Source organism: Pyruvatibacter sp. HU-CL02332, assembly GCF_040362765.1.
Taxonomy (GTDB): Bacteria; Pseudomonadota; Alphaproteobacteria; order CGMCC-115125; family CGMCC-115125; genus Pyruvatibacter.
In genome coordinates, this window is record NZ_BAABWK010000001.1 from 1008318 (window position 1) to 1034362 (window position 26045).

Below are 26045 nucleotides of genomic sequence, written 5' to 3' on the forward strand. Positions count from 1 at the left end.
CCGCCTCCGGAGACAATTCACATGTCCGACAAGATCATCTTTCATCAGTACGAAATCTCGCCCTTCTCTGAAAAAGTGCGGGTCATCTTCGGCATCAAGGGCATTGAATGGCACGCAGTTGACCAGCCGGTCATCATGCCCAAGCCGGACCTGGTATGCCTGACCGGCGGCTACCGCAAGATCCCCGTGATGCAGATCGGTGCAGACATCTATTGCGACAGCCAGATCATCGTCCGCGAACTGGAGCGCCGTTTCCCCACAACGGCCCTGCCGGACGGCAACGGGCTTGGTGCCGCCATGGGTTTCTGGACAGACCGCGAAGTGTTCCAGGCCAATGTCGCCATCACCTTCGGCAGCATCGGTGAGCATGTGGATGAAAGCTTCAAGAAGGACCGTGAGGCGCTCTCAGGCCGCTCCTTCAACACCGATGAAATGAAGCAGGCTGTTCCCATCATGCTCGAACAGATGCGTGCCCACCTGGCGATGCTGGAAAGCCAGCTCGCGGACGGACGCAAATTCCTGCTCGGCGACAAGCCCGGCCTGACGGATGCCTCTGCCTACTACAACATCTGGTTTGCCCGCGCCGCCAACCCCGACGGCGGCGACCTGTTCGACACTTTCAAGGCCGTGCAGGCCTGGGAGCTGCGCGTGCGCAACATCGGACACGGCACCCGCCACGAAATGAGCAACGAGGAAGCCATCACGATTGCCAAAGAGGCCACCAGCACAGCCTACGAGCAGGAAGACCCCCACGAGCCAAATGGCCTCAAACCCGGCATGGCGGTGCAGGTAATGGCCGATGATTATGGCCGCGACCCGATAGCCGGCACCCTCGTCTCATCAAGCGCCAGCCACATTGCCATCAAACGCACCGACGAACGCGTTGGCGAGGTCGTCGTGCACTTCCCACGGGCAGGCTTCTGGGTTTTGCCCGGCTAAAGGGAGGCCGCTGCACAGCCAAAGAGAGTGGACTCCGGATCAATCTCGGAGATACGGGACATGGCCTGAGAGGCCCACGCTTGGGCAAGTATGATAGCTTTCCCAATGTCAGCACGAACGTACAGCACCAACGGAGAAGGACAGTGCGCCGACCGTTCCATGCAGCTATCGCTTTGGCACTTTTCTCGGTGTTACCGAACGACTCATCGCACGCCACCATTCGCAGCGTGGATTTCAAGTACGCGCACGATGCATCCGATCTGGCAGCTGTGTTCGAGATAACGTCATCACGCCGCATCGAAGAAGAGTCGGACACGTGCGGTGTTCAATACGAAGCCCGGTTGATAGAAGCCATAAGGCCTGTCGATGCACACGCTGTGCCCAAGCGCATAACATTCGGGAGACACGGATATCTTGAGGAAGGCCAGCGCTACATATTGTTCCTGAAATACTGGGAAAATCCTGAAGCATGGCTCAACGACTTCTACAGCCAGCCGCTGGCTGACCGAATTCCTATTCCTGAACGCGATGTCGCGGAAAAACTGGCCCGGTGCGATGGGCTTCTTCCAGGATACCAGTTTGACCATGTCACGTATGGAAAGCGTGTGGAGAGCGAGTTTCTGTTCGATAGAGTTGCCAAATTCTATACCGTACCGCGTGGTGTGAGCGCGCGATATGTGGGCGACAATACGCTTGCTATCGATGCAGAGGCGCTACTCGACTTTCTCAGGAAACTCGGTGAACCACCTTCGGACGTGTTGGATAATTTCACGCCTGACCCGTCACCGCGATGGTAACCTGCCTCGGGCAAAGCTGGGGGTGACAAGCTGTCCATAAGCCCGCATGGACGGGTGGCAGATCAAGGCCAGCATAAACCACATCGCCATCAAACGCAGCGACAAACGCGTTGGCGAGGTCGTCGTGCACTTCCCACGGGCAGGCTTCTGGGTGCTGCCGGGTTTAAAAGCTGACCGCCTGCCGATCAGGTGCCATGCACAAGATGTGCTATACTCTGCCCAACGCCTGCAACGAAGGCGGGTAACGGGGGAATACGGAATGAACCGTCTGGGTCGACTGGCAGGAACCGCCGTCATTGCATCACTGCTTGCCACGCCGGCATCCGCATGCGGCGGCGCTGTCATGCTGGCCATGCTGTTCAACATCTTCCCGGAAGCCGAAGGCGTTCTTCAGGCCGAAATCGCTGAAACCGAGAAGGGCTTCCTGCACGGTGAGAGATGGACACCGGAAACCGGGCAACTGCAGCATGAGTGGCGTGCCGACAAAACCAGCGTCACCGTTGCGGCTCTCGATGAACGTCTGGCGAGCCTGTCAACCGGGCCGCATATTGACGGCAGCGCCCATATCCTGCTGATCCATGAATTCCGCTGGCTGGAACTGACAGCAAGCACCGGTGGCCCAAGCGCCGATTTGCGCGGCATCAGCCTCGAAGGCGAAGGCCCGCGCTTCTTCACGACACGCTACGTGATCGACAATCTTCTGGCCGGCACACTCACCTGGGATGACGCCTTGGGCCGTGGCCTGATCCGCTCAGCCGCCCCCATGGAAGAACAGGCCCCATGGCTCGGCGTCCTGCATGCAGCTCTGGCCCAAACGCCACGCAGTTAAACCCGGATCAACAATCGACCACCGTGTCCCCGGGCTTGACCCGGGGCCTACTCGCGGTTGCTGCGTGGCATAGCCGATAAGAGTGGATCCGGGTCATGCACAAGAGCTACGACCTACTGATACTTCGCAGCCGTGATGAATTCACCAACGCTCATACCGGAAAGCCACGTGGAGGATCTCATGCTATTTTTTGGGACACTTCCAAGTCTCTGACACGCATTTCTCAACGGCTTTGCCATTCTCGAAGAAGACCTTTTTGATTTTTACCTTGGCTGACCCACCCGGCTGAACTTTCTTCTTCTTCAGTTTGCCGTTGCAGTCGGTCCACATGAAAATACAAGGCGACCCGCGGCCTTCGCAGACCACAACGCCGCCTTCCTGTGCGCTTTCCGCCATCAGCTTCTCGTAGCTTTTGGCAGCCTTCTTTGCATCGTCAACAATATGCGGTTCCATTATGCGTGCCCCCCCTTTCCAGACTTAGAAAAGGAAATTACAGCTTAAAACCCGCAATGAGTGCAATCAAAGAATTTGCATAGTCGAGACACAGCACCCGTTACTGATACTTCGCAGCCGTGATGAATTCGCCAAAGCTCTCGCACCACACGATGACGGTGGAGTAGTCGGCGACATTCACACCCTCGGGCACATCAACCAGAAACCCGTCAAAAGTCTTTACACTGCCGATGCGCTTTGCTGAGGCCTTGATGCGTTCAAAGCCTGCTTCATCCTCGACAAACTCAGACGCCAGATACAGCTGATAGTCCGGTCCCGGAGCAAGCGCGCCTGTGTGCACCACCTGTGTCGGCGTAATGCTGACGGTGCCTTCGCCCCAATGCAGAAAGTCACTGCCCGCCAGCTCGCGGGTGAACTCCGCTTCAAAAACGGCAGACGCAGCACTCTGCGCCAGGACTTCTTCCCCCGGCCCTTCGGGCGCGGTGAGAATAGGCAACAGATAGATACCAAGAGCAAACCCGACCGCGAGTGCGCCGCCATGAGTGCCGGCAAGAATGATCCAACGAAGCATGATTATATCCCCCATGCGATAGACTGTTTGTGCCGATGAACATCACAACGCAGGCAGCATCACGCAACCCACACCGCTTCACACTTCAGCAGGCCGTCCGTGAACAGGCGTGATCGCTACTCGGGTTTCAGCATCACCTTGCACTGGTCACTTGGCGTCCGCAGCGCTTCAAACGCGTCCGGGAACGCCTCAAAGCCCACCCGGTGCGTCACCAGATGGTCCACCTTCAGGCGGTCGCCGGCCATGAAGGACAGAACCGTGTCCCAGTCACGCGGCTCATAGCCCAGCACAAACTGCACGCCGACTTCCTTCATGATCGCCATCATCGGCATCATCTGGTCCTGCTGCTGGCACACGCCCACAACAACCACACGGCCCTTGGGTTTCACAAAATCGATGGCCTGCTGAATCATGCCGGGAATGCCCACCGCTTCAATCACCACGTCAGGCATCATGGCGCCGGTAAGCTCGGCAAACTGCTCAAGCACATTGCCCTTGGCATCAATGGTGCCCGTGGCGCCCACACTTTCAGCCAGGGCCCGGCGCTGGTCCGTCATCTCACTGACAATAACGTTCGCCGCGCCCATACGCTGTGCAAAGGCAATGCTCGCCAGACCAATCGGCCCCGCGCCCAGCACCAGCACATTGTCGCCCGAGCGCATCTCGGCCCGGTTGACCGCATGCAGGCCAACAGCCAGTGGCTCCACAAGCGCACCCATTTCGTAGGAGACCGCTTCCGGCAGCTTCTTGGTCTGGCTGACACCCACCCGCACATATTCCGCATAGGCACCGGGCACCACACCCAGCCCAATCGTCTGCACATCCGACCGCAGCCAGGGCTCGATGTCTTCCTGACCGGCCGGCGGGATCGGCGGCACGATGATCGGCAATGCTGTTACCCGGTCACCTTCTGCAAAGCGCCCGGCCACTTCGGTGCCAAGGCCAACCACCTCGCCAGAAAACTCGTGCCCCATCACCGTGTTGCCGGGCAGCACAAACGGCCCGTGCTCGGTGCAGTGAAGGTCAGAGCCACAAATGCCGCAAGCGTGCACCTTCAAGACCAGCTCATGGGGTCCCGGGTCCGGCGATGCCACCTCACCAATGGTCAGCGGCTTGCCTGCCTCGTGAAAAATGGCGGCTTTCATGGCTCAACTCCCTCTAACGCGTTTTCTTTTTGTCGTTTCTGCCCTTTTTGGGTCTACGACGACTTTGACTCAAAGCGCTGGAGAAAACTAGACTGGAGTCTATAAAACCAAAAACGCAGGGACCCGGCGCCATCTCCACACCATCCACCATAAAATCCGGCGACAAGCGCACCCAGCGCAAGGCCCGCACCCGGCGTCATATCTTTGATGCAGCCATGCAGCTTTTTGCCCAGCGCAGCTTCGACGCCGTGCGCATCGAGGAAATCTGCGACGCCGCCGGTATCGCCAAGGCGACATTCTTTCTGCACTTCGCCAGCAAGGCGGCGCTGATAGAGCAGTTCAACGCGCAGCTGGTAGATCGCCTGCAAAGCGACCTTGCCGCCGCCCCTGACACTGCCAACAGCGCCGAGCAGCGCCTGCGCCTCTTCGTGCGTCTGCTGGTGGATGAGTACGAGGCCAATGCCGGTGTCATGCGCCAGATGGCCCGCGAATTCGTCAACCAGACGGATCTGGTGTCAGCCGCTGAAAGCGCCAACCGCGAAGTGGTCGATGTGGTTGAAAGCATCATCGCTGACGGGCAGGCATCCGGCGAGTTTGCCGCCATCAACGACCCGTCTCTGGCCGCCACCGCTCTTATTTCCACCTGGGGGGCATTCACCGTTCGCTGGTCAGGCCCCGGCACCCAGGTCGATATCGCCAAACTGCATGATGATCTCTTGAACCTGATACTCGGCGGCCTCAGGCCCCGCACCCAATAAGAAACCAAAAAACCGCATACGGAGGAAACAACCATGGCCCGCAAACGCAACGGCATTTTTCTAGCGCCCTTCCATCCCCTGGATGAAAGCCCGACCCTGTGCATTCAGCGCGACATGGAGCTGATCGAACACCTTGATCGCATCGGCTATGACGAAGCCTGGATCGGCGAGCATCACTCCGCCGGCTACGAAATCATTGCCTCGCCAGAAGTGTTCATTGCGGGCGTTGCCGAGCGCACCAGCCGCATCAAGCTGGGCACCGGTGTTGTCTCCCTGCCCTATCACCACCCCCTGACCACCGCCAACCGCATCATCCAACTCGACCATCAGACCAAGGGCCGCATCATGTTTGGCGCAGGGCCAGGCCTGCTGCCGTCAGACGCCATGATGCTGGGCATTGAAGTGGCCAAGCAGCGGCCGCGCATGGTGGAAGCTCTCGACGTGATCATGCGCCTCTTCAATGGCGAGACGGTCACTGAGGAAACCGAATGGTACAAGCTTGAAAAAGCCCGCCTGCAGCTGACGCCCTACTCCGACCCGCATCCTGAAGTCGCTGTCGCAAGTTCCGTGACACCATCCGGCGGCAAGCTCGCCGGTAAATACGGCCTGGGCATGCTGTGCGTCGCTGCCACCAATGAAGGCGGCTATGACGCCCTGGGCATCAACTGGCAGGTGGCTCAGGAAGTCGCCAAGGAACATGGCCGCACCATGGACCCGGACTGCATGCGTCTCGTGGGCCCGATCCACATCGCTGAAACAAAAGAAAAGGCGATGGAGAACGTGAAGTTCGGCTTCCACAAATGGTCCAACTACTTCAACTCCATCAACCCCATGGCCGCCCCCAACGCCGACAAGAACAAGGACCCACTGGACGCCATGATTGAAAGCGGCCAGGGCATTGTCGGCACACCGGAAGATGCCATCGCACAGATCAAGCGCCTTGAAGAAAAGATGCCGGGCTTTGGCTGCTTCCTGCAGCTGGCGCACAACTGGGCTGACTTCGACAACACCAAGAAGTCCTACGAGCTGTGGCAGCGTCACGTGACGCCGGAAATCGAAAAGATGAATGACGCCCGCCGCGAAAGCTTCGGCTGGGCCACCGACAACGCCGAAGAGTTCATCGGCCAGGCCATGTCAGCTGCCATGACCACCATCCAGCAGCACTACGAAGACGAAGAGAAAAAGAAGTCTCAGACTGCCGCTGAATAAATTCCAGACGGCTGCGACAAACAAAAGGGCGGCAGTTTTCACTGCCGCCCTTTTCTCATGTCTGCCTGCTGCTGACTACAGCTTCAGCGAGCCGGTCTGGATTTCGTCGTAGAGCGCCTTGGTCAGCTGCACATACTTCTTCTCGCGTCCATCAAAGAAGAAGATCGGATCCTCGATCATATCGGGATCAAACCCTTCCTTCACAAGGTCAACCTTGCGGTGCTTGAACGTGCCGGTGATCTCCACCTCTGGCTGCAGCCGCACAAAGACAGGCTGCGAATAGGCGGGAAGGTTGGCATCGAGATGCGCCTTGAACTTGTCCCAGTTCAGTTCGCCCGCAACCACCATGGACACCATGCCCGCACGGCCATCCATGCCGTTGATGGCCATGCCATACACATTGGCTTCGGAAATACCCGGGAACACGGAAATGGCTTCCGCCACTTCGGATGTCGCCACGTTTTCACCCTTCCAGCGGAACGTGTCGCCGATCCGGTCCATGAAGTAGAAGTAGCCCTTCTTGTCCTGCTTCAGCAGGTCACCGGAGCGGAACCACTTGTCGCCCTTCTCGAACACGTCGCGCAGGATTTTCTTTTCTGTCGCCTTGGCATCCGCATAACCGTCAAACCGGCCCGTTGGCTTGGACGGGTCATCAACGATCTTGCCGATCGCCTCGCCCACTTCGCCGGGCTGACAGGCAACACACAGGCCATCGGCGCCGCGCACAGGCTCTTCGTTTTCAACGTCGAACTTCACAATTTCCACATTGAAGGTCTTCTTGGCGTAGCCAGGAATACGACCAACGGAGCCAACCGTGCCGTCATAGTTCATGAGTGCGATGTTGCCTTCCGTCGCACCATAGAACTCTGTGATGTGCGGGATCTTGAACCGCTTCTGGAACGGCTCCCAGATTTCCGGACGCAGGCCATTGCCCACCGCCATGCGAACCTTGTGCTTGTTTTCGCCTGGCTTTTCTTCCGAGTTCAGCAGATAGCGGCACAGCTCGCCGATATACTGGATCAGTGTCGCATCATACTTGGCGCAATCAGACCAGAACTGGCTGGCAGAGAATTTGCGCTTCACGATGACCGAACCACCAACGGTAAGCGTCGTGCCCACGGCACATACACCACCAGCAGAGTGATAGAGCGGCAGGACCACATACATGCGGTCTTTTTCAGTCGCATTGGCCGCAGCCGAGAAGCCGCCCGCCATGGTCTGCAACCGGAAATGCGTGATCTTCGCAGCTTTCGGCAGACCGGTCGTGCCGGACGTGTAGATGTAAAGCGCGTTGTCTTCCTGCTTCAGGTCCTTGCGGGTATCCGCTGGAAGCGGTTCGGCAGAATAAAGATCAAGCGCAGAGCTCAGATCTTCAGCACCCTGAACAGAGCCGCCTTCGATCCACGGCTTGATGTCGCGGTCAAAATGCTCTTTGGCGCCAAAGAAATTGTCCGCCAGCGATGATTCAACAATGCAGTGGTCAGCGCCTGAGATGTTCAGGCAGTGACCAAGCCCCATGCCCGTGAGGTTGGTATTGATGAGGGCAGCTGTTGCGCCCATTTTCACGATACCAAGCCAGGCCACGATGTATTCGGGCTTGTTTTCCATGAGCAGCGCCACGGCGTCGCCCTTACGGGCACCGGAGGCCAGCGCCCAGCGTGCATAGCGGTTGGCGCGCTCATCAAGCTCGCGATAGGTCATCGTGCTGCCGTCTTCGCCATAAATGGCGACATTGTTCGGCTTTGTGGCAGCGATGTTTTCGATGATATCTGCCCAGGTGCGCGTCGGGTTCTTCTGAATGTCCTTCAGACGGCCGAGCGTGCGCACGGCGCTACGCAGATAGGTGACTTCTTTTCCAATTCGATTTAGCACGAGTGTCCTCCCAAGACGTTGCCTGCGATATAGAGGCTTCACCGTTTTCTGGTCAAGCAGAACCGGACGCAATCAGCGCAAAAGACGTAGAGACTGTAAGGGTTTAAGCCGTGACCAAAGCTGCACCGGGTGAAATTGATGCGATCGGCCTGCTTTGCCCCCTGCCGGTGCTGAAGCTGCAAAAGGCCCTGCGCGCCTTGAAGCCCGGCCAACAGGTAACCTTGCTGGCCACAGACCCCGCCTCGCGCATCGACGTGCCGCATTTTTGTGCCCAATCGGGACACCGGGTCATTGAGACGAGCCAGGACAACGAAACGCTGATCTATCTGGTGGAATGCGGCAAGCCATCCAAAGGCTGAAACCGCCCGAGATGGGGCCTACCGGCGTCCCGCCAGCCATTCATCCGCCAGCAGCGCGTACATCAGGACATTGTGCCACTCGCCTTCAATGCGTTCAGCCCGCAGCAATGTGCCTTCGTGGCGCATCCCCAGCCGCTCCAGCAGCCGCCTGGAGGCCTTGTTGCTTTCAAGGCAGCGCGCCCACACCCGGTTGAGCGGCCAGTGCTCAAAAATGTGCGCGGTCAAGGCGTCCACCGCTTCAAACGCAAAACCACCGCCCCAGTAATCTGAATGCAGCACATAGCCGATTTCAGCATTGCCAAGCCGAATGTCATCAAGATGAATGGACACAGCCCCAATGGCTTTGCCGCCCGGCAGGCCCAGCGCCAGATCGTATCGCAGGCGCGGGTTTGCCCCCTGCTGGGTCATGAACTCCGCCAGCGTGGCGCGGGACTGTTCCACCGAGTTGGGGCCCCACAGCAGATGCTTGGTAACCTCCCGGCGCTCTGAATAGGCATGCAGGGCGCCCAGATCTCCGGGCACAAAATCACGAATGACCAGCCGCCGGCTGCGCATGGGCAGCGCCAGCGTGGGGTAGATCTGCGATTGCCCGGCTGATTCCTGTTCACTGGGAGCAGAAGACGCAGGCGCAGGTGTGGCGGCAGAAGAACTCATGAAGCTGGTCAGATCCCCTTGGAATAGGCTGACGACGCTACCCGTTTGGCGCCAAACTTGCCAATGACCGTCCCACGCAGGCATAACCCGCCTAGGCGCTGCGTGCGGGGGCAAGCCACCAAAGCCCGACCCACAAGGCATTCAGGAGATTGGCCAGCATGGCCAGATCAGGACCAGGGCAGATATGGCCAGCGAGACAAAGACACAGGCAGCCCCCCGGCGGGTCAGACGTACGGGTGAAGAAGCCCGCCGACTGATTCTCGACGCGGCTGAGAAGCGTCTGGCCTCCAACGGCCCTGAAGGCATCCGTCTGCAGGATATTGCCAAGGATGTGGGTATTTCCCACCCGGCCATCCTGCACCACTTCCAAAGCCGCGAAGGTCTGGTGGCAGCGCTGGTGGAGCGCACCATGCGCCATCTGCGCGAGGCATTGTTCGGGGTGATTGAAAAAGGCCAGTCCGGCCCGGTGGATACCGGCGCCATGATGGACGAGGTCTTTGCCACCCTGTCAGACAAGGGCCATGCCCGCCTGCTGGCGTGGCTGACCCTGACGGGTCGCGTCGAGCCTGAGCCTGACGGCGCTGAAAAGGGTAGAGGCACCCAGATGCTCAGTGAGCTGACAGACCTCATTCATGAAGCCAGCGTCAAGCAGGCGGAAGCTGCAGGACGCCCGGGCCCTCAGATAGAAGAGACGCGGTTCTATATGCTGCTGGCGGCCATCACTGCCTTTGGCGAGGCCATCGTCGGCAAGCAGATGTATGCTGCCGCAGGTCTGGGTGACGACCCCAAGGCCGCCACCCAGTTTCGCGAACGTCTGAAGACGCTGCTTAATCCCGGCTACTAGGTCTTGCTCGCCTAGCGGCCCCTGATTGCATCAAGCGACAACGTGTCTTGATCGCGGAACGCAAACATCACCAATGTGCCGAAGAAGACGATCAGCGACGGGAAGAACAGGATCTGCACATTGTCCTGACCGAAGATCAGCCCCAGCGGATCGATCAGCGACGGCCACACGGCAGCAGCCCCAAGCCCCAGCACAATGACCATGGCCGGAAAGGCCAGCGCCCGGAACAACCCCAGAATGACCAGCAGGCCCAACAGCGCCTGAGCAATCCCCAGCACCAGAATGAGCGTCTCACCGCTCAGCATCCCGCCGTAATATTTGTCGGACACACCAATGGCGGCCTCTGGCGCGCCCAGCTTTACCATCGCCCAGATCAGAATGAGCAGGCCAAGGCCCACGCGCAGCAGCAGCAGACTTATCGATTTCATGGATTTATCCCCTTCGGTATCTCAGCCGATTGATCGACCGTTTTTGTTTTCAAATGCGTGTCGCCGGGAAATGGATGCGCCCCTGGTGGTCTTGCAAGTCACGTTTTGCGGAACTCGTGTGATTTGAACACGAAGCAGTCTCCCCGAACGGCTTTCAATCTGCCGCCCATTCCCTATAGTGCGCCGCAATATGGCTGGATGTTCCCGCCTGACGCACACACCCTACCCGGACCTGCACCTTCATGGCCATCGATCGCACAGCGGACAATCTGTCGACCTTCGGCAAGCGTTTTCGCACCTATATGAACATGATCTTTGTAGATCATGGGTTCGTCCGGCTGTTGATTGCCAAGGCATCGCCTATCACCCAGCGCGCCTGGCGCTCCGGCCAGCCCTGGCCCTACCAGGTGAAGCAGGCAAAAGAGCGCGGCATCAGAACCATTCTCAATCTGCGCGGTGCCCGCGACTGCGGCTCCTATGTGCTGGAGCGCGAAGCGTGTGAGAAATACGGCATCACCCTGATTGATATGCCGCTAGATAGCCGCGGCGCGCCGCAGGTGGATCGCCTCAACCGGGCGCAGGAAATCTTCAGCACCATCGAGTATCCGGTCCTCATGCACTGCAAGTCAGGCGCAGATCGGGCCGGCATCGGCTCGGCGCTCTACCAGATGCTGAAGGAAGGCCAGACCGTGACCCAGGCCAAGAGCCAGCTTTCGCTGCGCTATGGCCATGTCCGCCAGGCCAAGACCGGCGTGCTGGATGCTTTTCTGGAAGAATACGAAGCGCGCAACGCCCGTGAGCCCATCGACTTCATGACATGGGTGAACACGGAATATGACCGCGAAGGTCTCAACGGAAAATTCCAGCACATGAAGTCGATGGATATCCTCGTCGACTTCATCCTCCGCCGCGAGTAGCCCAGCTACTGAGCCTCGTCGCTCGACGTCTCATCAGAGAAATACTGCATCTTGCACAGCCGCGCGTAGAGCTTGTCCGCTGCCACAAGCTCATCATGACTGCCAAGCTCAACCACCCGGCCCTTTTCCATGACGCAGATCATGTCTGCCTCACGCACGGTGGCAAGGCGGTGCGCAATCACAATGGTCGTGCGGCCCTTGCGCAGAACTTCCAGAGCGTCCTGCACCTTGCGTTCGCTCTCAGCATCCAGCGCGCTGGTCGCCTCGTCCAGCAGCAGGATCGGCGCATCGCGCAGAACGGCGCGTGCCAGCGCAATACGCTGTCGTTGGCCGCCTGACAGCTTCACCCCACGATCACCCACGACGGTGTCGTAGCCCTCAGGCATCGCTTCAATGAAATCATCTGCAGCAGCCACCTTGGCGGCGGCACGAATTTCTTCGTCGCTCGCATCCAGTCGGCCGAATGCAATGTTGGCGCGCACGCTGTCGTTGAACATCGTCACGTCCTGACTGACGATCGCCATTTCCTTGCGCAGGCTCGCCAGCGTCACCTGCTTCACGTCCTGCCCGTCAATGGAAACGCTGCCCGATGTGGCATCATAAAGCCGCGGAATGAGATTGATGACCGTCGTCTTGCCGGCGCCTGACGGCCCCACCAGCGCCACCGTTGTGCCCGGTGCCACATCCAGCGAGAAATCCATGAGCGCCGGTGCACCTTCGTCATATTTGAAGCCAACGCCTTTAAAGCTGACCTTGCCCTCGCGAACCTCAAGCGGCTTTGCGTCTGCATGATCCTGAATGCTCGGCTCTTCATCCAGCAGGGAAAACACCCGCTGCACTGCGGCCATGCTTTCCTGAAACACCACATGCAATGTCCCAAGCGCCCGCGCGGAGGGGGCCATAATCGCCAGCGCTGCAACAAACCCGGTAAAATCACCAACCGTGCCCGCGCCTTCGAAGATGCGCCACACGCTGAACGACAGAACACCCGCAATGGCAATCCCGCCGAGTATCTCCATGGTTGGATCAACCCGCGCACGTCCGCGCACAAGCTTCATGGTCCAGCCATACAAACCTTCAAAAAAAGTACCGGACCGTTCGCGCTCATAGTCTTCAAGCCCATAGGTCTTGACCATGCGGGCGCCCGACAGGCTTTCATTCAGCAGCGCCGTCATGTCACCCAAATAGGCCTGCGCATCGGCGGATACTTTGCGCATCCGCTTGCCCAGCGCTGAAATAGGGACCGCCGCCAGAGGCAGGATCACCAGCACAACAATTGCCAGCAGCCAGTCCATGTAAATCATGGCAGCCGCAACACCGATAAGTGTCAGCAGATCGCGCACCGCATTCGTCAGCACACGCATCAGCCCTTCACGCACAACACTCACATCGTTGGTAAAGCGTGACAGATAGCGGCCGGTCGCTTCGCGATTGAGGCGTGCGAGGTCTGACGTCAGCAATCGGTTGAACATCGCGATCTGCATCTTCTGCAGAACCCGCAACACAATCGAGCTCGTAACAACGGTTTGAAAATAGAGAGACAGCGACTTGATCACGACAACGCCGACCACAAGCAACGGCACAAAGAACACGTCAGGATTGCGCTCATTCGCCATGTCGAGTGTTTGCTGGATCAACAACGGGTAAACACTCGTTGTCGCCGCAACCAGAACCATCAGGATCAAAGCACCGAAAACGCGCTTCTTCTGCGGTGCCATCCACATGCGCCAGACGCGCATCGCCAGCTGTTTGTTGTTTGGAACCGAGGTCTCAGTCACTACAACATCCTTCGACTGGTCCTCGACGCTTGGTGCATCAACAGGCTCACTGGCAATCTCAGGTGAAGGTGTTTGGGTATGGCTATCGGTCGCCAAAATGGTCTCCAGCCGGGGCTATATCCGGATCAGGCCCGCATTTTAGGCCGACCCCTACCTTAACCCAGAATGTGGCAGCTATGGGTAAACGCACAGATCATGTGCCACAGCCGCCCGAAAGCCTTCGTGGTGCCCCTGGCCGGACTCGAACCAGCACGGAGTTACCCCCAACAGATTTTGAGTCTGTCGCGTCTACCAATTCCGCCACAGGGGCCCAAGAAAGGATCATAAAGACGCCACGAAAGGAGCGGCATCATAGGCACCCCGCCTGCAAGGTCAATCAGAGTATTTACCCCTTTTGTGCACACTGTTTCATACCCTGCGGCATCGCCACCAATCGACGCCCTCAATTCACCCTGATAATCTGTGAAACCATGACGCACATCACGACATCCAAGCCACCCCACAACAACGGGCAGATGAGCGACAAGCAAACGTCGCAGCTGCTGGATGAGGCCATTGCTTCGTTCGATAGCGAGACGGTGCCTCTGGGCGCCCTGGTCGATGTGCTGGCCGAGCGCGCCTTCGGCATGGTGCTGCTGGTGCTGGCCCTGCCCTGCGCTATTCCGTTTCTTTATGGCGTCCCCCAGGTCATGTCGCTGCCCATGGTGTTTGTCGCCGTGCAGCTGGCTGCAGGCCGCCGCACGCTGTGGCTGCCGCAAAGCCTGCGCGACCGCACCCTCAAGAAAGACAGCCTCACCGGCATGATGGATACAGCACGCCCCTGGCTGCGTCGGTTCGAGCGGTTCAGCCGTCTGCGTCTTCAGTTCATGACCAAGCGGCCTATGGAACAGGTCATCGGCCTGCTGTTTATCCTGTTTTCGCTCACCATCATGATTCCCCTGCCCCTCACCAACACCCTGCCCGGCGCGGCCATCGTGATCGCCTCCTTGGGCTTCATCGAACGCGACGGCATTCTGGTGTTCCTCGGCACAGCCCTTGGCACAGCCTGGGTCATCGTCCTCATGAGCCTTGCCGGTGGTGCGGCGGCTCTCATTTCTGACGCCGTCAACTCGGTGGGACTGTAATCTGATGAACACCCTCCTCACGCTCATCCCCCCGCGCCGGGCAATTCTTGTGGCGGTTGCTGCCACCGTCGCCACGATTGCGGGGTTCCTGTTCTTTGAGCATGTGCTGGGCTACGTCCCCTGCGCCCTGTGTTATGAGCAGCGCTGGCCATTCTACATTGCCCTGCCGCTCCTGCTGGTGGCCCTGTTTGTGTCCCGCGAGGCCAATCTGGGTCGCTGGCCCACATGGCTGATGACCGGAATTGGCCTCGTCTTTGTGGTGAGCGCCATTCTCGGCCTGCGCCACGCAGGCGTTGAGTGGGATTGGTGGGAAGGCCCTGCTGACTGTGGTGGCGGTGGCGGCGGCGTGTCTGGATCCATTGAGGATTTCAACGCGGCCCTGTCCGGCAACATCACCATCGTGCCCTGCGACAAAGCCGCATGGCGCTTCCTTGGCTTGTCGCTTGCGGGATATAACTTCCTTATCTCCCTCGCCCTTGCGGCGGTGAGCTTCATACCCGCCTACGCCGCCCGCAAAGAAAGGCATGCCTCATGACGTCATCACCCAGAAAGATGAGCACCGCTGATCTTGCCGGCAACAGCGTCATCCAGCGCCGCCTGCACGAAATGATCCGTGTGGATCACGCTGGCGAAGCAGGCGCAGTGCGCATCTATGAAGGCCAGCTGGCCGTCTTCCGCGCTGCCAAGCCCCGCGCCAAGATCGTCCGCGACCTCGAGCACATGGCCGAAGACGAAGCCGTGCATCTGGACGCCTTCAACAAGGTCGTTGCCGAGCGCGGCGTGCGCCCGGCCCTGCTCAACCCCGTCTGGGGCGCGGCAGGCTTCGCCATGGGCGCTGTCACTGCTTTGATGGGCGAAAAAGCCGCCCACGCCTGCACAGCCGCCGTCGAAGAAGTGATCGACGAGCACTATCAGGCCCAGGTCCGTGAGTTGGACAGCGAGCCCGCTGAAAGCGAGCTGCGCGACATGGTGGAAAAATTCCGCGAGGAAGAAGTCGCCCACAAGGAAAAGGCCCTGGCCGAAGGCGCAGAAGAAGCACCTGGCTATCCCGTGCTTTCAAGCGCCATCAAAGCCGCCTGCCGCCTGGCAATCCGTGTGTCGGAGAAGGTCTGACCCTTAAGGTCTCAGCCTACGGCTCAAGCTCACTATCCCAGTAGAGATAGTCCTGCCAGCTTTCATGCAGGTAGTTTGGTGGAAACGCCCGTCCATTGTGATGCAGCTCGTGCACCGTTGGACGAATGGGCGCATCAAACGGGATCATGCCGATTTCCGTCGGCAGCCGGTTGGCCTTGCGCAGATTACAGGGCGAGCACGCCGCCACCACATTGTCCCATGTGGTCTGACCACCGCGCGACCGCGGAACCACATGATCAAAGGTCAGCTCCGTCCGCTCACCGCAATACTGGCAACTGAACCTGTCGCGCAAAAACACATTGAACCGCGTAAAGGCGGGATACTTCGCTGGCTTCACATAGGTCTTGAGAGACACCACGCTGGGCAGCTTCATCTCGGCCGTCGGGCTGTGCACCGCGCGGTCGTAGTGATCAAGAATATTCACACGATCCAGAAACACCGCCTTGATGGTGTCCTGCCAGGACCAGAGCGACAAAGGATAATAGCTCAGAGGGCGGTAGTCCGCGTTGAGGACGAGGGCAGGGCAACTCTCCGGTGAGGCATGCGCGGATCGCGTGGCAAACCGGCCAACGCCGGACTTCGCCAGGCTCAAATTCGACACTTCCGAATTCGCCGTCGCCCCGTCGATCGTCTCCGTGTGCATCGTCCCCGTTTGCATCCTCTAAGGCCTCCTGCCTTACCTCGTACGCAACTCGAATCTCGATTCGTCCCACCAAGGGTGCCTCAACTTCGCTGAAACATACAACATGGTGTGTGACGCAGGTATGACTCTACACAGACCACTCCCGCGCGAAACCCCTCATGCCTGCTGTGCAGCCGCAGCCTGCGCAAAACTGTCAGCCACAAACTGGCCACCAAGCTGCAGGCCTTCCGGGTCAATGCCGTGACCAACACCACGCGACACATGCCAGCGTGCCGTAAAACCGTTGTCGCCCAACGCCCCAACGGCACCATGCATGGCAGCGACCGGCACCATGTCGTCCGCATCGCCATGTATCAGCATCACCGGTGGCTTCGAGGGCACCTCAGCCAGACGTTCCGGCCCGATCAGGGCACCAGAATATCCAAGTATGCACGCAGGCCCCGGAGATCGGCGTGGCCCCACATGCAGCGACATCATGGTCCCCTGGCTGAACCCCACAAGCGCGAGCCCAGAGCCATCAAGCTTATGGCTTGCCAGTTCCCCATCAATGAAATCGTTCAGCGCAGGTGCGGCCTCGTCCACTCCCTGTGTCATGGCAGCTTCAGTAGGACCGCTCGCTCCCAATGCAAACCACTGATAGCCTGCAGGATTTCCATCGCAACGCTGTGGACCATTAGGCGCCACAAAGGCTGCTGACGGCAGCAATTGCTGCCAGTGCCGCCCCAGGGCAATCAGATCGTTGCCATCGGATCCATAGCCATGAACCAGAACCACCAGCCGGTCAGCCGGTCCTCCGTTGGCAGGGTCAAGGCGCGGCCCGTCAAGCTGTGTCGTCATGTCGTTGTCTCCATTTTCCTGGCAGCCCTACACCGGTGGAACGGCGTAGTAGGCCCACAGCACACGTGCTGCGACGCTTCGATGAGGCTGCCAGCGTTTTGCGATTTTTGTAATGCCGTCTGCATCCGGACGTTTGCGCTTGCGCATCAACCGTTGCGCGGCCGCCTGCAAGGCGATGTCTCCAGCCGGAAACACATCTGGCCGGCCAAGACCGGACAGCAGATAAATGTCAGCGGTCCAGGGCCCGATGCCTTTGACCGCAATCAGATGCTCATGGGCCTGCGTATCATCCATGCGGCTCAGCTTCTTGAAATCCAGCAGGCCGTCGGTCACAGCTTCCGCACTGGCCCGCAGATAGCGCTGCTTGGGGCCTGACAGACCATAGCTGCGCAATGTTTCATCGGACGTTGCCAGAACAGCCTCCGGCGTCACCTCGCCAAGCCCCGCTTCAAGGCGGCCCCAGATGGCACTCGCACTGGCCACGGACAATTGCTGGCCCATCAGGATACGCGCCAGCGTGTCAAAGCCCGCTGCGCGACGGCGCAAGGGTGGCGGCCCGCCACAGGCATCAAGCGCCTGCGCCATGTGCTCGCATTGGTCAGCCAGCGCGTCACAGGCACGGGCCACGTCTCGATTGGTTTTGATTATCGCCATCGGTGCTATTAGTGACTCATGAGCACGCAAACTACCAGCACGCACCCTATGAACAGTCTGGCAACCCGTTTTGCCCCCAGCCCCAATGGGCACCTGCACCCCGGCCACGCGTTTTCCGCACTGACCGCATGGGACTGGGCCAAAGCCAACAACGCTCGCTTCATCCTGCGCATTGAGGACACCGACCGCACCCGCAGCCGCCCGGAGTTTGAACAGTCCCAGCTGGAAGACCTCGCATGGCTTGGCCTTGAGTGGGAAACACCCGTCCGCCGCCAGTCCGAACACATGGCCGACTACCAAAAGGGTCTCGACCGGCTCACACAGCTCGGCGTCATCTATCCGTGTTTTTGCACCCGCAAGGACATTACCGAAGCAGCCATTGCGCCCCATGGCCCCGAGGGCGTGATCTATCCCGGCACCTGCCGACACCTGTCCCAGCACATCCGCGCCACCAAGATCGCAGAAGGCACAGCCCATGCTTTGCGCATTGATGCCACGCGGGCCCTTGCCATCGCGGAACGGCTCACCGGCAACCGCCTGACCTTCACCGAAGAGGGGTCAGGTCCGCAGGGAGAGACCGGACGCCTGCCCGTTGACCCCACCCCCATGGGCGACGCTGTCATCGCCCGCAAGGATGGTGTCATTGCCTATCACCTGGCCGTGGTGATGGACGACGCAGCCCAGGGCATCACCCACATCATTCGCGGACAGGACCTGTTCTTCGCAACACCCCTGCACCGCGTGTTGCAGGTCCTGCTGGATTTGCCCGAACCCACCTACCAGCATCACAGCCTCATCACCGACGATACCGGTGAGCGCATGGCCAAGCGCCGTGGCTCAAAAACCCTGCGCGACCTGCGCGCCGAGGGCATGACCCCTGACGACATCAGACGCATGGTCGGGCTAGACTGATGCCATGACAGACCAATTGACTGTAAGGCCGCTCACCGCAAAAACCTTCCCCGATCTTGAGGCGCTCTTCGCACAGAAGGGCTGCTCATTTGCCCGCGACTGCTGGTGCATGGGCTATCGCCTGTCGGGAAAAGTCATTCCACCCAAAGGCACCAGCCTTGCAGACCACCGCAAGGCCCTCATAGAGGACCGGGCCGGGCAAAAACCCGCACCGGGTCTTATCGGGTATGACAAATCCGGTGCCCCCGTGGGGTGGGTGACATTCGGCCCGCGGGAAGAGTTCGCGCGGCTGAAGCGCTCACCGGTCATGAAGCCCGTGGATGACACACCGGTCTGGTCAATCCTGTGCTTCGTTGTCCCCTCGCCCCATCGCGGGCAAGGCGTTGCAGCTGAAATGCTGTCCCACGCAGTCGCCTTCGCAAAAAAAAGCGGCGTACCAGCCATCGAGGCCTACCCCATCGACAAGGCGGAACGGTCCCAGTCGCAGTTTTTGTGGCATGGCGCCATGTCCATGTTCGAGAAGGCCGGCTTCAAGGAAATCGCCCGCCGCAAGCCCGAACGCCCGGTCATGCGGCTCAGCCTTGTTTGAAACCCTATGCCACTGATTTCCGGAACCACCATGTACAAACCGCTGGTCGTATTGTCCGGCTGCTCTGGCGGCGGCAAGTCCACTCTGATCCTGGAACTGGCGCGACGCGGCCACACCACATTTGACGAACCTGGCCGTGCAATCGTTCAAGAACAGATGCAGACGGGCGGCAACACTCTTCCGACAACGGACCCAATTGGCTTTGCAGAACTCTGTATCTCCCGGGCCATCAATCATTTTGAAGACGCGCCTGCGGACCAGACCTCGTTCTGCGATCGATCCATCATCGACGCAGTCAGTTTTCTGGATCATCACGATATGACACCGGAACACAGTGCCGAGAAAGCGCACAGATACCGCTATGCGGACGATGTTTTCCTGACGCCACCATGGCCCGAGATATTCACAACCGACGCCGAACGCACCCACAGCTTTGAAGACGCCGTGGCCGAGTATGAGCGACTGGTGATTTCATATCCGCAGTACGGCTACCGGATTCACACAATTCCCAAGTCCCCGGTTGCCGAGCGGGCAGACTACATATTGCAGGTCTTGAACAGCCGCTAGAACGACAACGCCCACGTCAGCACGGCAGAGAGCGTAAGCAGCGAAAGCCCCGTCGTCAGAACCACTGCACTGGAGGCCGCACCCGGTGCCGCCGCATAGCGATTGGCCATGATGAAAGTATAAACCCCCGACGGCACCGCCGCCATGACGGTTGCCACCTTGAGCCACATGACCGGCAGGGTGAACACATAAGACCCCAGCAAAAACACCACGATGGGATGCAGCATCAGCTTGAACAGCGCAATCTGCGACGCCGCGCCGACCGACCGCCGGATTTCGTACCGCGATAGGGTGGCGCCCATCACGAACAGCGCACACGGAATGCCCGCCTGACCGAGCTTCTCCAGCACACCATCAATCGGCAGCGGCAACGTAAGCCCCGTCTGTCCAAAGATCACACCGGAGCCAAGCGCCCACAGCAGGGGGTTGCGCGCCATGCCCTTGAGGCTGTCGACAAGGATCTGTTTCGTGCTTGGCGGTGCTGAACCGTCATGGCGCTCTGCCGCCTGCGCTGTTTCCAGCAAAAAAGTGCAGATGGTGAAAACCGTCAGCCCGTGAAACGCCAGGATCAGAAACAGCGGCACGGATGCTGCTTCCCCGAACGCGGTCAGAATGATCGGAATGCCGAGCATCACCGTATTGGAGAACCCACCGCCAAACCCGATGATGATCGCGTCCTTGAGCGGACGCCGCAGCACGCTCATGGCTACGCCAATGCCGACGGCCCACACAATGAGAATGCCGCCATAGTATGAGCCCCACAGGCCCCAGGGCAGCACATCGGGAATGTCCGTATTGGCCAACGCACGAAACAGCAGCGCCGGAATGGCGAAGTTGAACACGAACGTATCCAGCCCATCCGTCGCACTGTCCGAGAACCAGCCAAAGCGCGCCGCCACATAGCCGACCACAACCACGCCAAAGACGGGCAGCACAAGCGAGTAAGCAACTTCCATCATAAGGTGGGGTTCCGTTGGCAAAAGGCGTCAGCAGGTGGGCAGCACATGCGCCACCACACCTGCCTGCGTCAAGTCAGCCAGCCGCAAACGCCCCGAAGGTACGCTCGCGCTTGCGGGGCAGTCGCCGGGTTTCCTCCAGCAGCACTGCGTCCACGCACAGAATACCGCGCAGATTGCTGGCGATACTGTTGGCGCTGGCATCATCGGGCAATTCAGCCTCGACCCACACCGTCAGCCAGCCGGGCTCCGTTCCCGCCCGCGCCGAAAAACGTTTGGGCACAAGGCCCCGCTTGGCAAAAGGCGAGATCAACCGGGGCACGGTTTCAGGCTCCGCCGCCGCCCGAATGGTAAAGGCAAAGACGCGCGGCTGACTGGACCGCGCAGGCTGCCGCGACGGTTCTAAAGGCTCAAAAGGTTCAGCGTCGCTAGAGGCAGGAACCGCGATGTTCAAGAAGGGAGACATGACCAGACCCGGAAGAAGAGAATTCGAAAACAGAAGAAGAAGCGTGCACGACAAATACGTCCCGGCTGATAATCACAGCCGGGCCTGTAAGCCGTACGCCAACGCACATCGATGTCACTGAAGGACACGTGGTGCGCCAGGCGCTTCTGGTCTGGGTTTTGGTCATAACGCCAAGAACGGTAGTCCCGGCGTTTCAGGCAGCCAACATACAAATTTGCATATCACCTGCCCGCTTCTTCTCAGCAATCGGATGCAGACAACTACCAGTCGTAAAGGCCGGTGAAGCTGGCAAAGCCTGCGGTCTCCGCCCAGCCTGTCCAGGTGGAGCGCAAACGTTCTGTCGTCTTGGGGCTGTTCAGGCCCTGACCAAGGCCAAGGATCTGCAGATCATCGCATCCTTGAAACCGCTCATGGGTGGGCGCAGGCAAAGTGGCGGATTTGTTTTTCAGCCGCGCATATTCACTGTCTTCCACGCCATCCGTCAGCAGCACAAAAGTCACCGGACCATTCGCGCAATCCACGACCTGAGACATGGTCTGCAGGAACGGCAGGATGTTCGTCTTGTTCTGCGCCACCAGTTTGCCATCGCGCACCAGCTTCGGCACGCCGGTGATCAGCGTCTTGAGACCACGTGCAAAGTCTTCCGGCTTGGCGCGGGCAGACAGCACCTGGTCAATGCGCAGGGTGTTGGACGTCGCATCATAAGAGCCAAAGCTGCGCACCATGACCCGCGCCCGCAGCGGCAGGTCTTCAATCATCGGCGCGACCCGGTCCGCCACCCGGCGGGCGTAGTCGTCATTATTGACCATCGGATTGGACTTCGACAGATCCAGCCCGATCACCAGAACCGGCGCGGCTGCCTTTTCCAGCACTGGCTCTTCAGCAGGCGGCGATTCCGCCAGCAAGGCTGTGCTTGAAAGTCCGATGCCCACAACAAGGGCCATGCTCAAGGTCGAGAGTGTGGAAAGGCTGCGGCGCATGACGCATCGCTCCCGTAAGAAGGGTGAATCCAAAGTAGTATGCAGGCGTTGCCAACCAGGCCTTAAGTTTCAGGCCTATGTGGCTGTCGTCGGCAGGGCTGAATAGGCGTTGCCACCGGAGATCATCGGCCCGTCAAACTGCGCATCGCGCGCAAGTGCTGACTGGCTGCGGCTTGACCACCAGGTGTCGAAAATTTCTTCATACGCCTCAACGGACATGCTCTGTGAGTTGCGCTCAAGACGCGCCCGCAGATCATCCGCGCTTTCATGGCTTTCCGCCACTGGCTGCATGGCGGTGCCGCGACTGAAGAACCCACCACGCACCGGCTGTGCGCCCTGGCGCTTGCCAAGGCCCGCGCGGGCTTCGTCCATGCCATCCAGATGGGCCTGCACTTCGCGCATCAGGCCAGCCCACAGAATGGAACGACGCGCCTGCGGCTGTTCAAGCTGCTGAATCTCGCGGCTCAGCTGTACGTATTCATGCTCACGACGGTCCAGCGCATCCGCTTCAACAGCGCGCGACCGATATTCGCCCACGGCGACCAGATGCTTGAAGGCTTCAACCGCACCATGCAGCGCAATCGCGGCCACGCCGGTGACTACCAGAAAGATCACACCAAGTGACGCGAGCCATGTGATGGAATGCACATCACGGGATGTCGCTTCATCCACGATGCTCGGAGCAGCCACCGCGGCGCTGTTAACAGCTTCCTGTGTACCAAGACCAAGCCCGGCCAGCGCATCATCAAGCGATGTCGTGCCGCCAAAGGCATCTGCCGTGCCCGCAGGCAGCGACATGGTTGCCAGAAGGAAGCCGAGGCCACCGAGCATCAGCACGGCGAACACAAAGACGATACGAGTGAAGGTCTTCTGCCCGGTCGGCCCAAGCGACGCATACACCAGATGCGCCGCAATGGCGGCAAACAGAACCTGCAGCGATTTGAACCCAACCGAGTCAGCCAGCGTGCCCGGCAACTCCAAAAACTCATTGGCCAACGCCCGCGTCCAGAACTCGGACACGATTGTGTAGTCCACAAACAGAGCCCCGGCGAACACCAGCAGACCAGCCAGGATGGCCATCAGATGCAGCGGTGTCTGCCGCGCGTTCTGGGCGCTTGCCTGAAGGTAGTGGTCAATACGTGTACGGACAGACTGAGGCACAAGTCCGGACGTCGCTTCCACGCTCTCGCCATCATTGTCCAGCGTGCGGGAGGACTTGCGGCCAAACAGACCAGACGACTTGTCCCCGGCATATTCATCAGCGCCCGCAAAAGGCGGCTGCGACAAACGACGCGCGGCGCTCTCAATCTGCGGCTTCAGGGCTTCCACCTTGGAGCTGTCATTGATGTAGCGCTGCGAAAGGTCCTGATCGAGCTCGGATAGCCGCGACACGAGATGCAGCTTTGAAAGCGCTTCTCCGTTGCGTCCACAATTGCGGGCAGATGGGCTGCCTTCGTGCGGCGCCAGTGCTGATGGGTCAAATGCCCTGCTGTTAAGTCCTGCGGTCATGTTCTCGGCCCCTTCGCCGTCTTGTTCATGAGGGCTGCGGCAAACTCGCCCGCGCCCAACCAACTCACATTCCGGTACATCTGCCGCCACTGTGAGGGGGCGGCAATGAACGCTACCTGAACAAATTAACCTGCCTTAACAGGCATTAAGCCTCCGTCCAGGCGGTGCAGAAGAGGTACACAGTACAAAATCCCCACATTTCTGAGCTTTTTCACTCGAAACACCCCAAAAGCACAGCAATGCTGCACCGCACAGAATAGAGTGAAATGCGGCCAATCAATGACGCAAATTAACCTTGTTTTCCTTTGCCCCGCGAACCGGAGACTTGGCGAGAGACTGGGCTGCCCTGCGGTTTGCCCCAGATAACAGCGGGAGACACCTCCTCTCGCTTCGCAACGAGCGGGGCTATAGGGTGTCGCCAAATCGCACATTCATGCCGCCGGACACCCCTATGAGCCTCGCTGAACAGCACACATCATCTGATCCCATCAGCCGCAACGCGCGCACAGCCGCCGATGCGGCAGGCCGCTACCTCGCCGCTGCCACACACGCGGTCAAAGCTCGGGTCGCCCCTGACGGCAAACCGGATGCCGCTCTCATTGAGCGCGACCAGATGGCAGCCCACGGCCTCGCATGGACCGCCACCTATGTTGAAACCCTGCGCCAGCTCGCAGGCTATCTCGAACGCATGGAAGCAGCCGGCACCCTCACCGACATGGAACGCGGCCTCGCTGGCCTCGCCATCGGCGAATACATCGCCGAGCTATCCGGTGGCCTGCCCATGAGCCAGGGCGAAATTCTCCGCCCCCACGACATGGGCGTCCCCAAGACAGCCGTCGATGCCCTTGTGTCCGAGGCAGGTGAGCTGTTCGCGGAAGCCTCCTCAGCAGACGCCCGCGTCGCTCTGGCCAATCTGATCGAAGCCGATGCCGGCGGGCTCTACGGAAACCCCGGCCTCGATGAGACCCTTGATCTTGTCCGCGACCAGTTCCGCCGCTTCAGCGATGAAAAAGTCGCGCCCTTCGCCCATGGCTGGCATCTGGGCGATGAACTCATTCCCATGGACGTTGTCAACGCCATGTCCGAGCTGGGCGTCTTTGGTCTGACCATCCCGGAAAACGCCGGCGGCCTTGGCATGGGCAAGATCGCCATGTGCGTGGTGTCCGAAGAATTGAGCCGCGGCTATATCGGCGTGGGGTCTCTTGGCACGCGCTCGGAAATCGCCGCCGAACTCATTCTTGCCGGCGGCACCGACGAACAAAAAGCGCGCATTCTGCCAAAGATTGCGTCGGGCGAAATCCTGCCCACCGCCGTCTTTACGGAACCCAACACCGGCTCAGACCTCGCCAGCCTGCGCACCCGCGCCACCAGGAACGGCGACAGCTACACCATCACCGGCAACAAGACATGGATCACCCACGCCGCCCGCGCGGACATGATGACCCTCCTTGCACGGAGCAATCCCGACGCGCCGGGTTACAAGGGCCTGTCGATGTTTCTGGTTGAAAAACCGCGTGGCACCGAGAACAACGCCTTCCCCCTTGAGGGCATGACCGGCGGCGAGATCGGCGTGCTCGGCTATCGCGGCATGAAGGAATATGAAATCGGCTTTGATGGCGTGGACGTGCCCGCCACAAGTCTGCTGGGGGGCGAAGAGGGCAAAGGCTTCAAACAGCTGATGGCGACCTTTGAAAGCGCCCGCATCCAGACTGCCGCCCGCGCCGTCGGCGTGGCGCAGGCCGCCCTCGACCTTGGCCTTGCCTACGCGACAGAGCGCCAGCAATTCGGCAAGCCGCTGATCCGCTTTCCCCGCGTGGCCGGCAAGCTCGCCATGATGGCCGCCGAAATCATGGCCGCCCGTCAGCTCACTTACTTTGCCGCCCGCGAGAAAGATCAGGGCCGCCGCTGTGACCTGGAAGCAGGCATGGCCAAACTGCTGGGCGCCCGCGTCGCCTGGGCCGCCGCCGACAATGCCCTGCAAATCCACGGCGGCAACGGCTTTGCCCTTGAGTACCCGGTCAGCCGAGTCCTCTGCGACGCCCGCATCCTCAACATCTTTGAAGGTGCCGCAGAAATTCAGGCACAGGTCATCGCAAGGCGACTGCTCGAGAGCTAAGCAAC

At 59.8% G+C, this 26045-nt stretch carries 29 protein-coding genes and 1 tRNA gene; 15 read left to right on the top strand and 15 right to left on the bottom strand.

Annotated elements, in window-relative coordinates:
- Positions 1-21 precede the first annotated feature (21 nt).
- From ABXH05_RS04665 to ABXH05_RS04675, 3 genes are all read left to right on the top strand, one after another.
- Complete coding sequence (locus tag ABXH05_RS04665) at positions 22-939, top strand: glutathione S-transferase family protein (protein ID WP_353559987.1); 918 nt, start codon at positions 22-24, stop codon at positions 937-939.
- 188 nt (positions 940-1127) lie between these two features.
- Positions 1128-1736 (top strand): hypothetical protein, encoded by a 609-nt coding sequence (locus ABXH05_RS04670; RefSeq protein ID WP_353559988.1) that lies wholly within the window; start codon positions 1128-1130, stop codon positions 1734-1736.
- A gap of 259 nt (positions 1737-1995) precedes the next feature.
- On the top strand, positions 1996-2565 hold the full coding sequence (locus tag ABXH05_RS04675) for a hypothetical protein (protein ID WP_353559989.1): 570 nt from the start codon (positions 1996-1998) through the stop codon (positions 2563-2565).
- A 183-nt stretch (positions 2566-2748) separates the two neighbouring features.
- Here the strand turns inward: ABXH05_RS04675 and ABXH05_RS04680 are convergent, their stop codons facing one another.
- The 3 genes from ABXH05_RS04680 to ABXH05_RS04690 form a co-directional block, all read right to left on the bottom strand.
- The gene (locus tag ABXH05_RS04680) at positions 2749-3018 is read right to left on the bottom strand and encodes a hypothetical protein (protein ID WP_353559990.1); all 270 of its coding nucleotides are present in this window, start codon (positions 3016-3018) and stop codon (positions 2749-2751) included.
- A 100-nt stretch (positions 3019-3118) separates the two neighbouring features.
- A complete protein-coding gene (locus tag ABXH05_RS04685) occupies positions 3119-3589 on the bottom strand; it encodes a DM13 domain-containing protein (RefSeq protein WP_353559991.1) in 471 nt (156 codons plus the stop codon).
- A 116-nt stretch (positions 3590-3705) separates the two neighbouring features.
- Positions 3706-4734, bottom strand: coding sequence for a zinc-binding dehydrogenase (locus tag ABXH05_RS04690; RefSeq protein WP_353559992.1), 1029 nt, complete (start codon positions 4732-4734; stop codon positions 3706-3708).
- A 200-nt stretch (positions 4735-4934) separates the two neighbouring features.
- Between ABXH05_RS04690 and ABXH05_RS04695 the strand changes: the two genes are divergently transcribed.
- Both ABXH05_RS04695 and ABXH05_RS04700 read left to right on the top strand, forming a co-directional pair.
- Positions 4935-5492: a TetR/AcrR family transcriptional regulator gene (locus ABXH05_RS04695; RefSeq protein WP_348137566.1), complete on the top strand. Its 558-nt coding sequence runs from the start codon at positions 4935-4937 to the stop codon at positions 5490-5492.
- A gap of 33 nt (positions 5493-5525) precedes the next feature.
- Positions 5526-6701 carry an LLM class flavin-dependent oxidoreductase gene (locus ABXH05_RS04700; protein WP_348135921.1) on the top strand — a complete coding sequence of 392 codons (1176 nt, stop codon included), beginning with the start codon at positions 5526-5528 and terminating at the stop codon, positions 6699-6701.
- Positions 6702-6776: 75 nt separating this feature from the next.
- On the opposite strand, the gene ABXH05_RS04705 is transcribed toward ABXH05_RS04700, so the two are convergent.
- A complete protein-coding gene (locus ABXH05_RS04705; RefSeq protein ID WP_353559993.1) occupies positions 6777-8573 on the bottom strand; it encodes a long-chain-acyl-CoA synthetase in 1797 nt (598 codons plus the stop codon).
- 110 nt (positions 8574-8683) lie between these two features.
- Here ABXH05_RS04705 and ABXH05_RS04710 point away from each other — a divergent pair, with 110 nt between their 5' ends.
- Positions 8684-8932, top strand: coding sequence for a sulfurtransferase TusA family protein (locus ABXH05_RS04710; protein ID WP_353559994.1), 249 nt, complete (start codon positions 8684-8686; stop codon positions 8930-8932).
- 18 nt (positions 8933-8950) lie between these two features.
- On the opposite strand, the gene ABXH05_RS04715 is transcribed toward ABXH05_RS04710, so the two are convergent.
- The gene (locus tag ABXH05_RS04715) at positions 8951-9586 is read right to left on the bottom strand and encodes a GNAT family N-acetyltransferase (RefSeq protein ID WP_353559995.1); all 636 of its coding nucleotides are present in this window, start codon (positions 9584-9586) and stop codon (positions 8951-8953) included.
- Positions 9587-9770: 184 nt separating this feature from the next.
- On the opposite strand from ABXH05_RS04715, the gene ABXH05_RS04720 reads away from it, so the two are divergent.
- On the top strand, positions 9771-10430 hold the full coding sequence (locus ABXH05_RS04720) for a TetR/AcrR family transcriptional regulator (protein ID WP_353559996.1): 660 nt from the start codon (positions 9771-9773) through the stop codon (positions 10428-10430).
- 11 nt (positions 10431-10441) lie between these two features.
- Here the strand turns inward: ABXH05_RS04720 and ABXH05_RS04725 are convergent, their stop codons facing one another.
- Positions 10442-10858: a hypothetical protein gene (locus tag ABXH05_RS04725; RefSeq protein WP_353559997.1), complete on the bottom strand. Its 417-nt coding sequence runs from the start codon at positions 10856-10858 to the stop codon at positions 10442-10444.
- A gap of 242 nt (positions 10859-11100) precedes the next feature.
- Here ABXH05_RS04725 and ABXH05_RS04730 point away from each other — a divergent pair, with 242 nt between their 5' ends.
- Complete coding sequence (locus ABXH05_RS04730; protein ID WP_353559998.1) at positions 11101-11775, top strand: protein tyrosine phosphatase family protein; 675 nt, start codon at positions 11101-11103, stop codon at positions 11773-11775.
- A gap of 5 nt (positions 11776-11780) precedes the next feature.
- Here the strand turns inward: ABXH05_RS04730 and ABXH05_RS04735 are convergent, their stop codons facing one another.
- Positions 11781-13649, bottom strand: coding sequence for an ABC transporter ATP-binding protein (locus ABXH05_RS04735; RefSeq protein ID WP_353559999.1), 1869 nt, complete (start codon positions 13647-13649; stop codon positions 11781-11783).
- 127 nt (positions 13650-13776) lie between these two features.
- Positions 13777-13863: transfer RNA gene (locus ABXH05_RS04740), tRNA-Leu, on the bottom strand.
- 160 nt (positions 13864-14023) lie between these two features.
- On the opposite strand from ABXH05_RS04740, the gene ABXH05_RS04745 reads away from it, so the two are divergent.
- Genes ABXH05_RS04745 through ABXH05_RS04755 form a run of 3 tightly spaced genes read left to right on the top strand, consistent with a single transcriptional unit; the run spans position 14024 to position 15790 of the window.
- Positions 14024-14677: an exopolysaccharide biosynthesis protein gene (locus ABXH05_RS04745; protein WP_353560000.1), complete on the top strand. Its 654-nt coding sequence runs from the start codon at positions 14024-14026 to the stop codon at positions 14675-14677.
- 4 nt (positions 14678-14681) lie between these two features.
- Entirely contained in the window at positions 14682-15212 is a 531-nt protein-coding gene (locus ABXH05_RS04750; RefSeq protein ID WP_353560001.1) for a disulfide bond formation protein B, read from the top strand.
- 17 nt (positions 15213-15229) lie between these two features.
- Complete coding sequence (locus ABXH05_RS04755) at positions 15230-15790, top strand: demethoxyubiquinone hydroxylase family protein (RefSeq protein WP_353560002.1); 561 nt, start codon at positions 15230-15232, stop codon at positions 15788-15790.
- Between the two features lie 16 nt (positions 15791-15806).
- Here ABXH05_RS04755 and ABXH05_RS04760 read toward each other — a convergent pair whose 3' ends face one another.
- The 3 genes from ABXH05_RS04760 to ABXH05_RS04770 all read right to left on the bottom strand — a co-directional run bounded on the left by ABXH05_RS04760 (position 15807) and on the right by ABXH05_RS04770 (position 17945).
- Entirely contained in the window at positions 15807-16454 is a 648-nt protein-coding gene (locus tag ABXH05_RS04760; protein ID WP_353560003.1) for an HNH endonuclease, read from the bottom strand.
- Between the two features lie 156 nt (positions 16455-16610).
- A complete protein-coding gene (locus ABXH05_RS04765; protein ID WP_353560004.1) occupies positions 16611-17291 on the bottom strand; it encodes an alpha/beta hydrolase in 681 nt (226 codons plus the stop codon).
- Positions 17292-17318: 27 nt separating this feature from the next.
- The gene (locus ABXH05_RS04770) at positions 17319-17945 is read right to left on the bottom strand and encodes a DNA-3-methyladenine glycosylase family protein (RefSeq protein WP_353560005.1); all 627 of its coding nucleotides are present in this window, start codon (positions 17943-17945) and stop codon (positions 17319-17321) included.
- A gap of 48 nt (positions 17946-17993) precedes the next feature.
- Here ABXH05_RS04770 and gluQRS point away from each other — a divergent pair, with 48 nt between their 5' ends.
- The 3 genes from gluQRS to ABXH05_RS04785 are packed head-to-tail and all read left to right on the top strand — an operon-like array spanning position 17994 to position 20013.
- Complete coding sequence (gene gluQRS / locus ABXH05_RS04775; RefSeq protein WP_353560006.1) at positions 17994-18857, top strand: tRNA glutamyl-Q(34) synthetase GluQRS; 864 nt, start codon at positions 17994-17996, stop codon at positions 18855-18857.
- Between the two features lie 4 nt (positions 18858-18861).
- Positions 18862-19446, top strand: coding sequence for a GNAT family N-acetyltransferase (locus tag ABXH05_RS04780; RefSeq protein ID WP_353560007.1), 585 nt, complete (start codon positions 18862-18864; stop codon positions 19444-19446).
- A 6-nt stretch (positions 19447-19452) separates the two neighbouring features.
- Positions 19453-20013, top strand: coding sequence for an AAA family ATPase (locus ABXH05_RS04785; RefSeq protein ID WP_353560008.1), 561 nt, complete (start codon positions 19453-19455; stop codon positions 20011-20013).
- Here the strand turns inward: ABXH05_RS04785 and ABXH05_RS04790 are convergent.
- The 4 genes from ABXH05_RS04790 to ABXH05_RS04805 form a co-directional block, all read right to left on the bottom strand.
- Complete coding sequence (locus ABXH05_RS04790; protein WP_353560009.1) at positions 20010-20972, bottom strand: AEC family transporter; 963 nt, start codon at positions 20970-20972, stop codon at positions 20010-20012. The two genes, ABXH05_RS04785 and ABXH05_RS04790, sit on opposite strands and share 4 nt — an antisense overlap.
- Before the next feature lie 73 nt (positions 20973-21045).
- The gene (locus ABXH05_RS04795; protein ID WP_353560010.1) at positions 21046-21435 is read right to left on the bottom strand and encodes a hypothetical protein; all 390 of its coding nucleotides are present in this window, start codon (positions 21433-21435) and stop codon (positions 21046-21048) included.
- Positions 21436-21695: 260 nt separating this feature from the next.
- Positions 21696-22415 (bottom strand): hypothetical protein, encoded by a 720-nt coding sequence (locus tag ABXH05_RS04800; protein ID WP_353560011.1) that lies wholly within the window; start codon positions 22413-22415, stop codon positions 21696-21698.
- A gap of 75 nt (positions 22416-22490) precedes the next feature.
- Entirely contained in the window at positions 22491-23924 is a 1434-nt protein-coding gene (locus tag ABXH05_RS04805; RefSeq protein ID WP_353560012.1) for a hypothetical protein, read from the bottom strand.
- 451 nt (positions 23925-24375) lie between these two features.
- Between ABXH05_RS04805 and ABXH05_RS04810 the strand changes: the two genes are divergently transcribed.
- Positions 24376-26040: an acyl-CoA dehydrogenase family protein gene (locus ABXH05_RS04810; protein WP_353560013.1), complete on the top strand. Its 1665-nt coding sequence runs from the start codon at positions 24376-24378 to the stop codon at positions 26038-26040.
- The last annotated feature ends 5 nt before the right edge of the window (positions 26041-26045 follow it).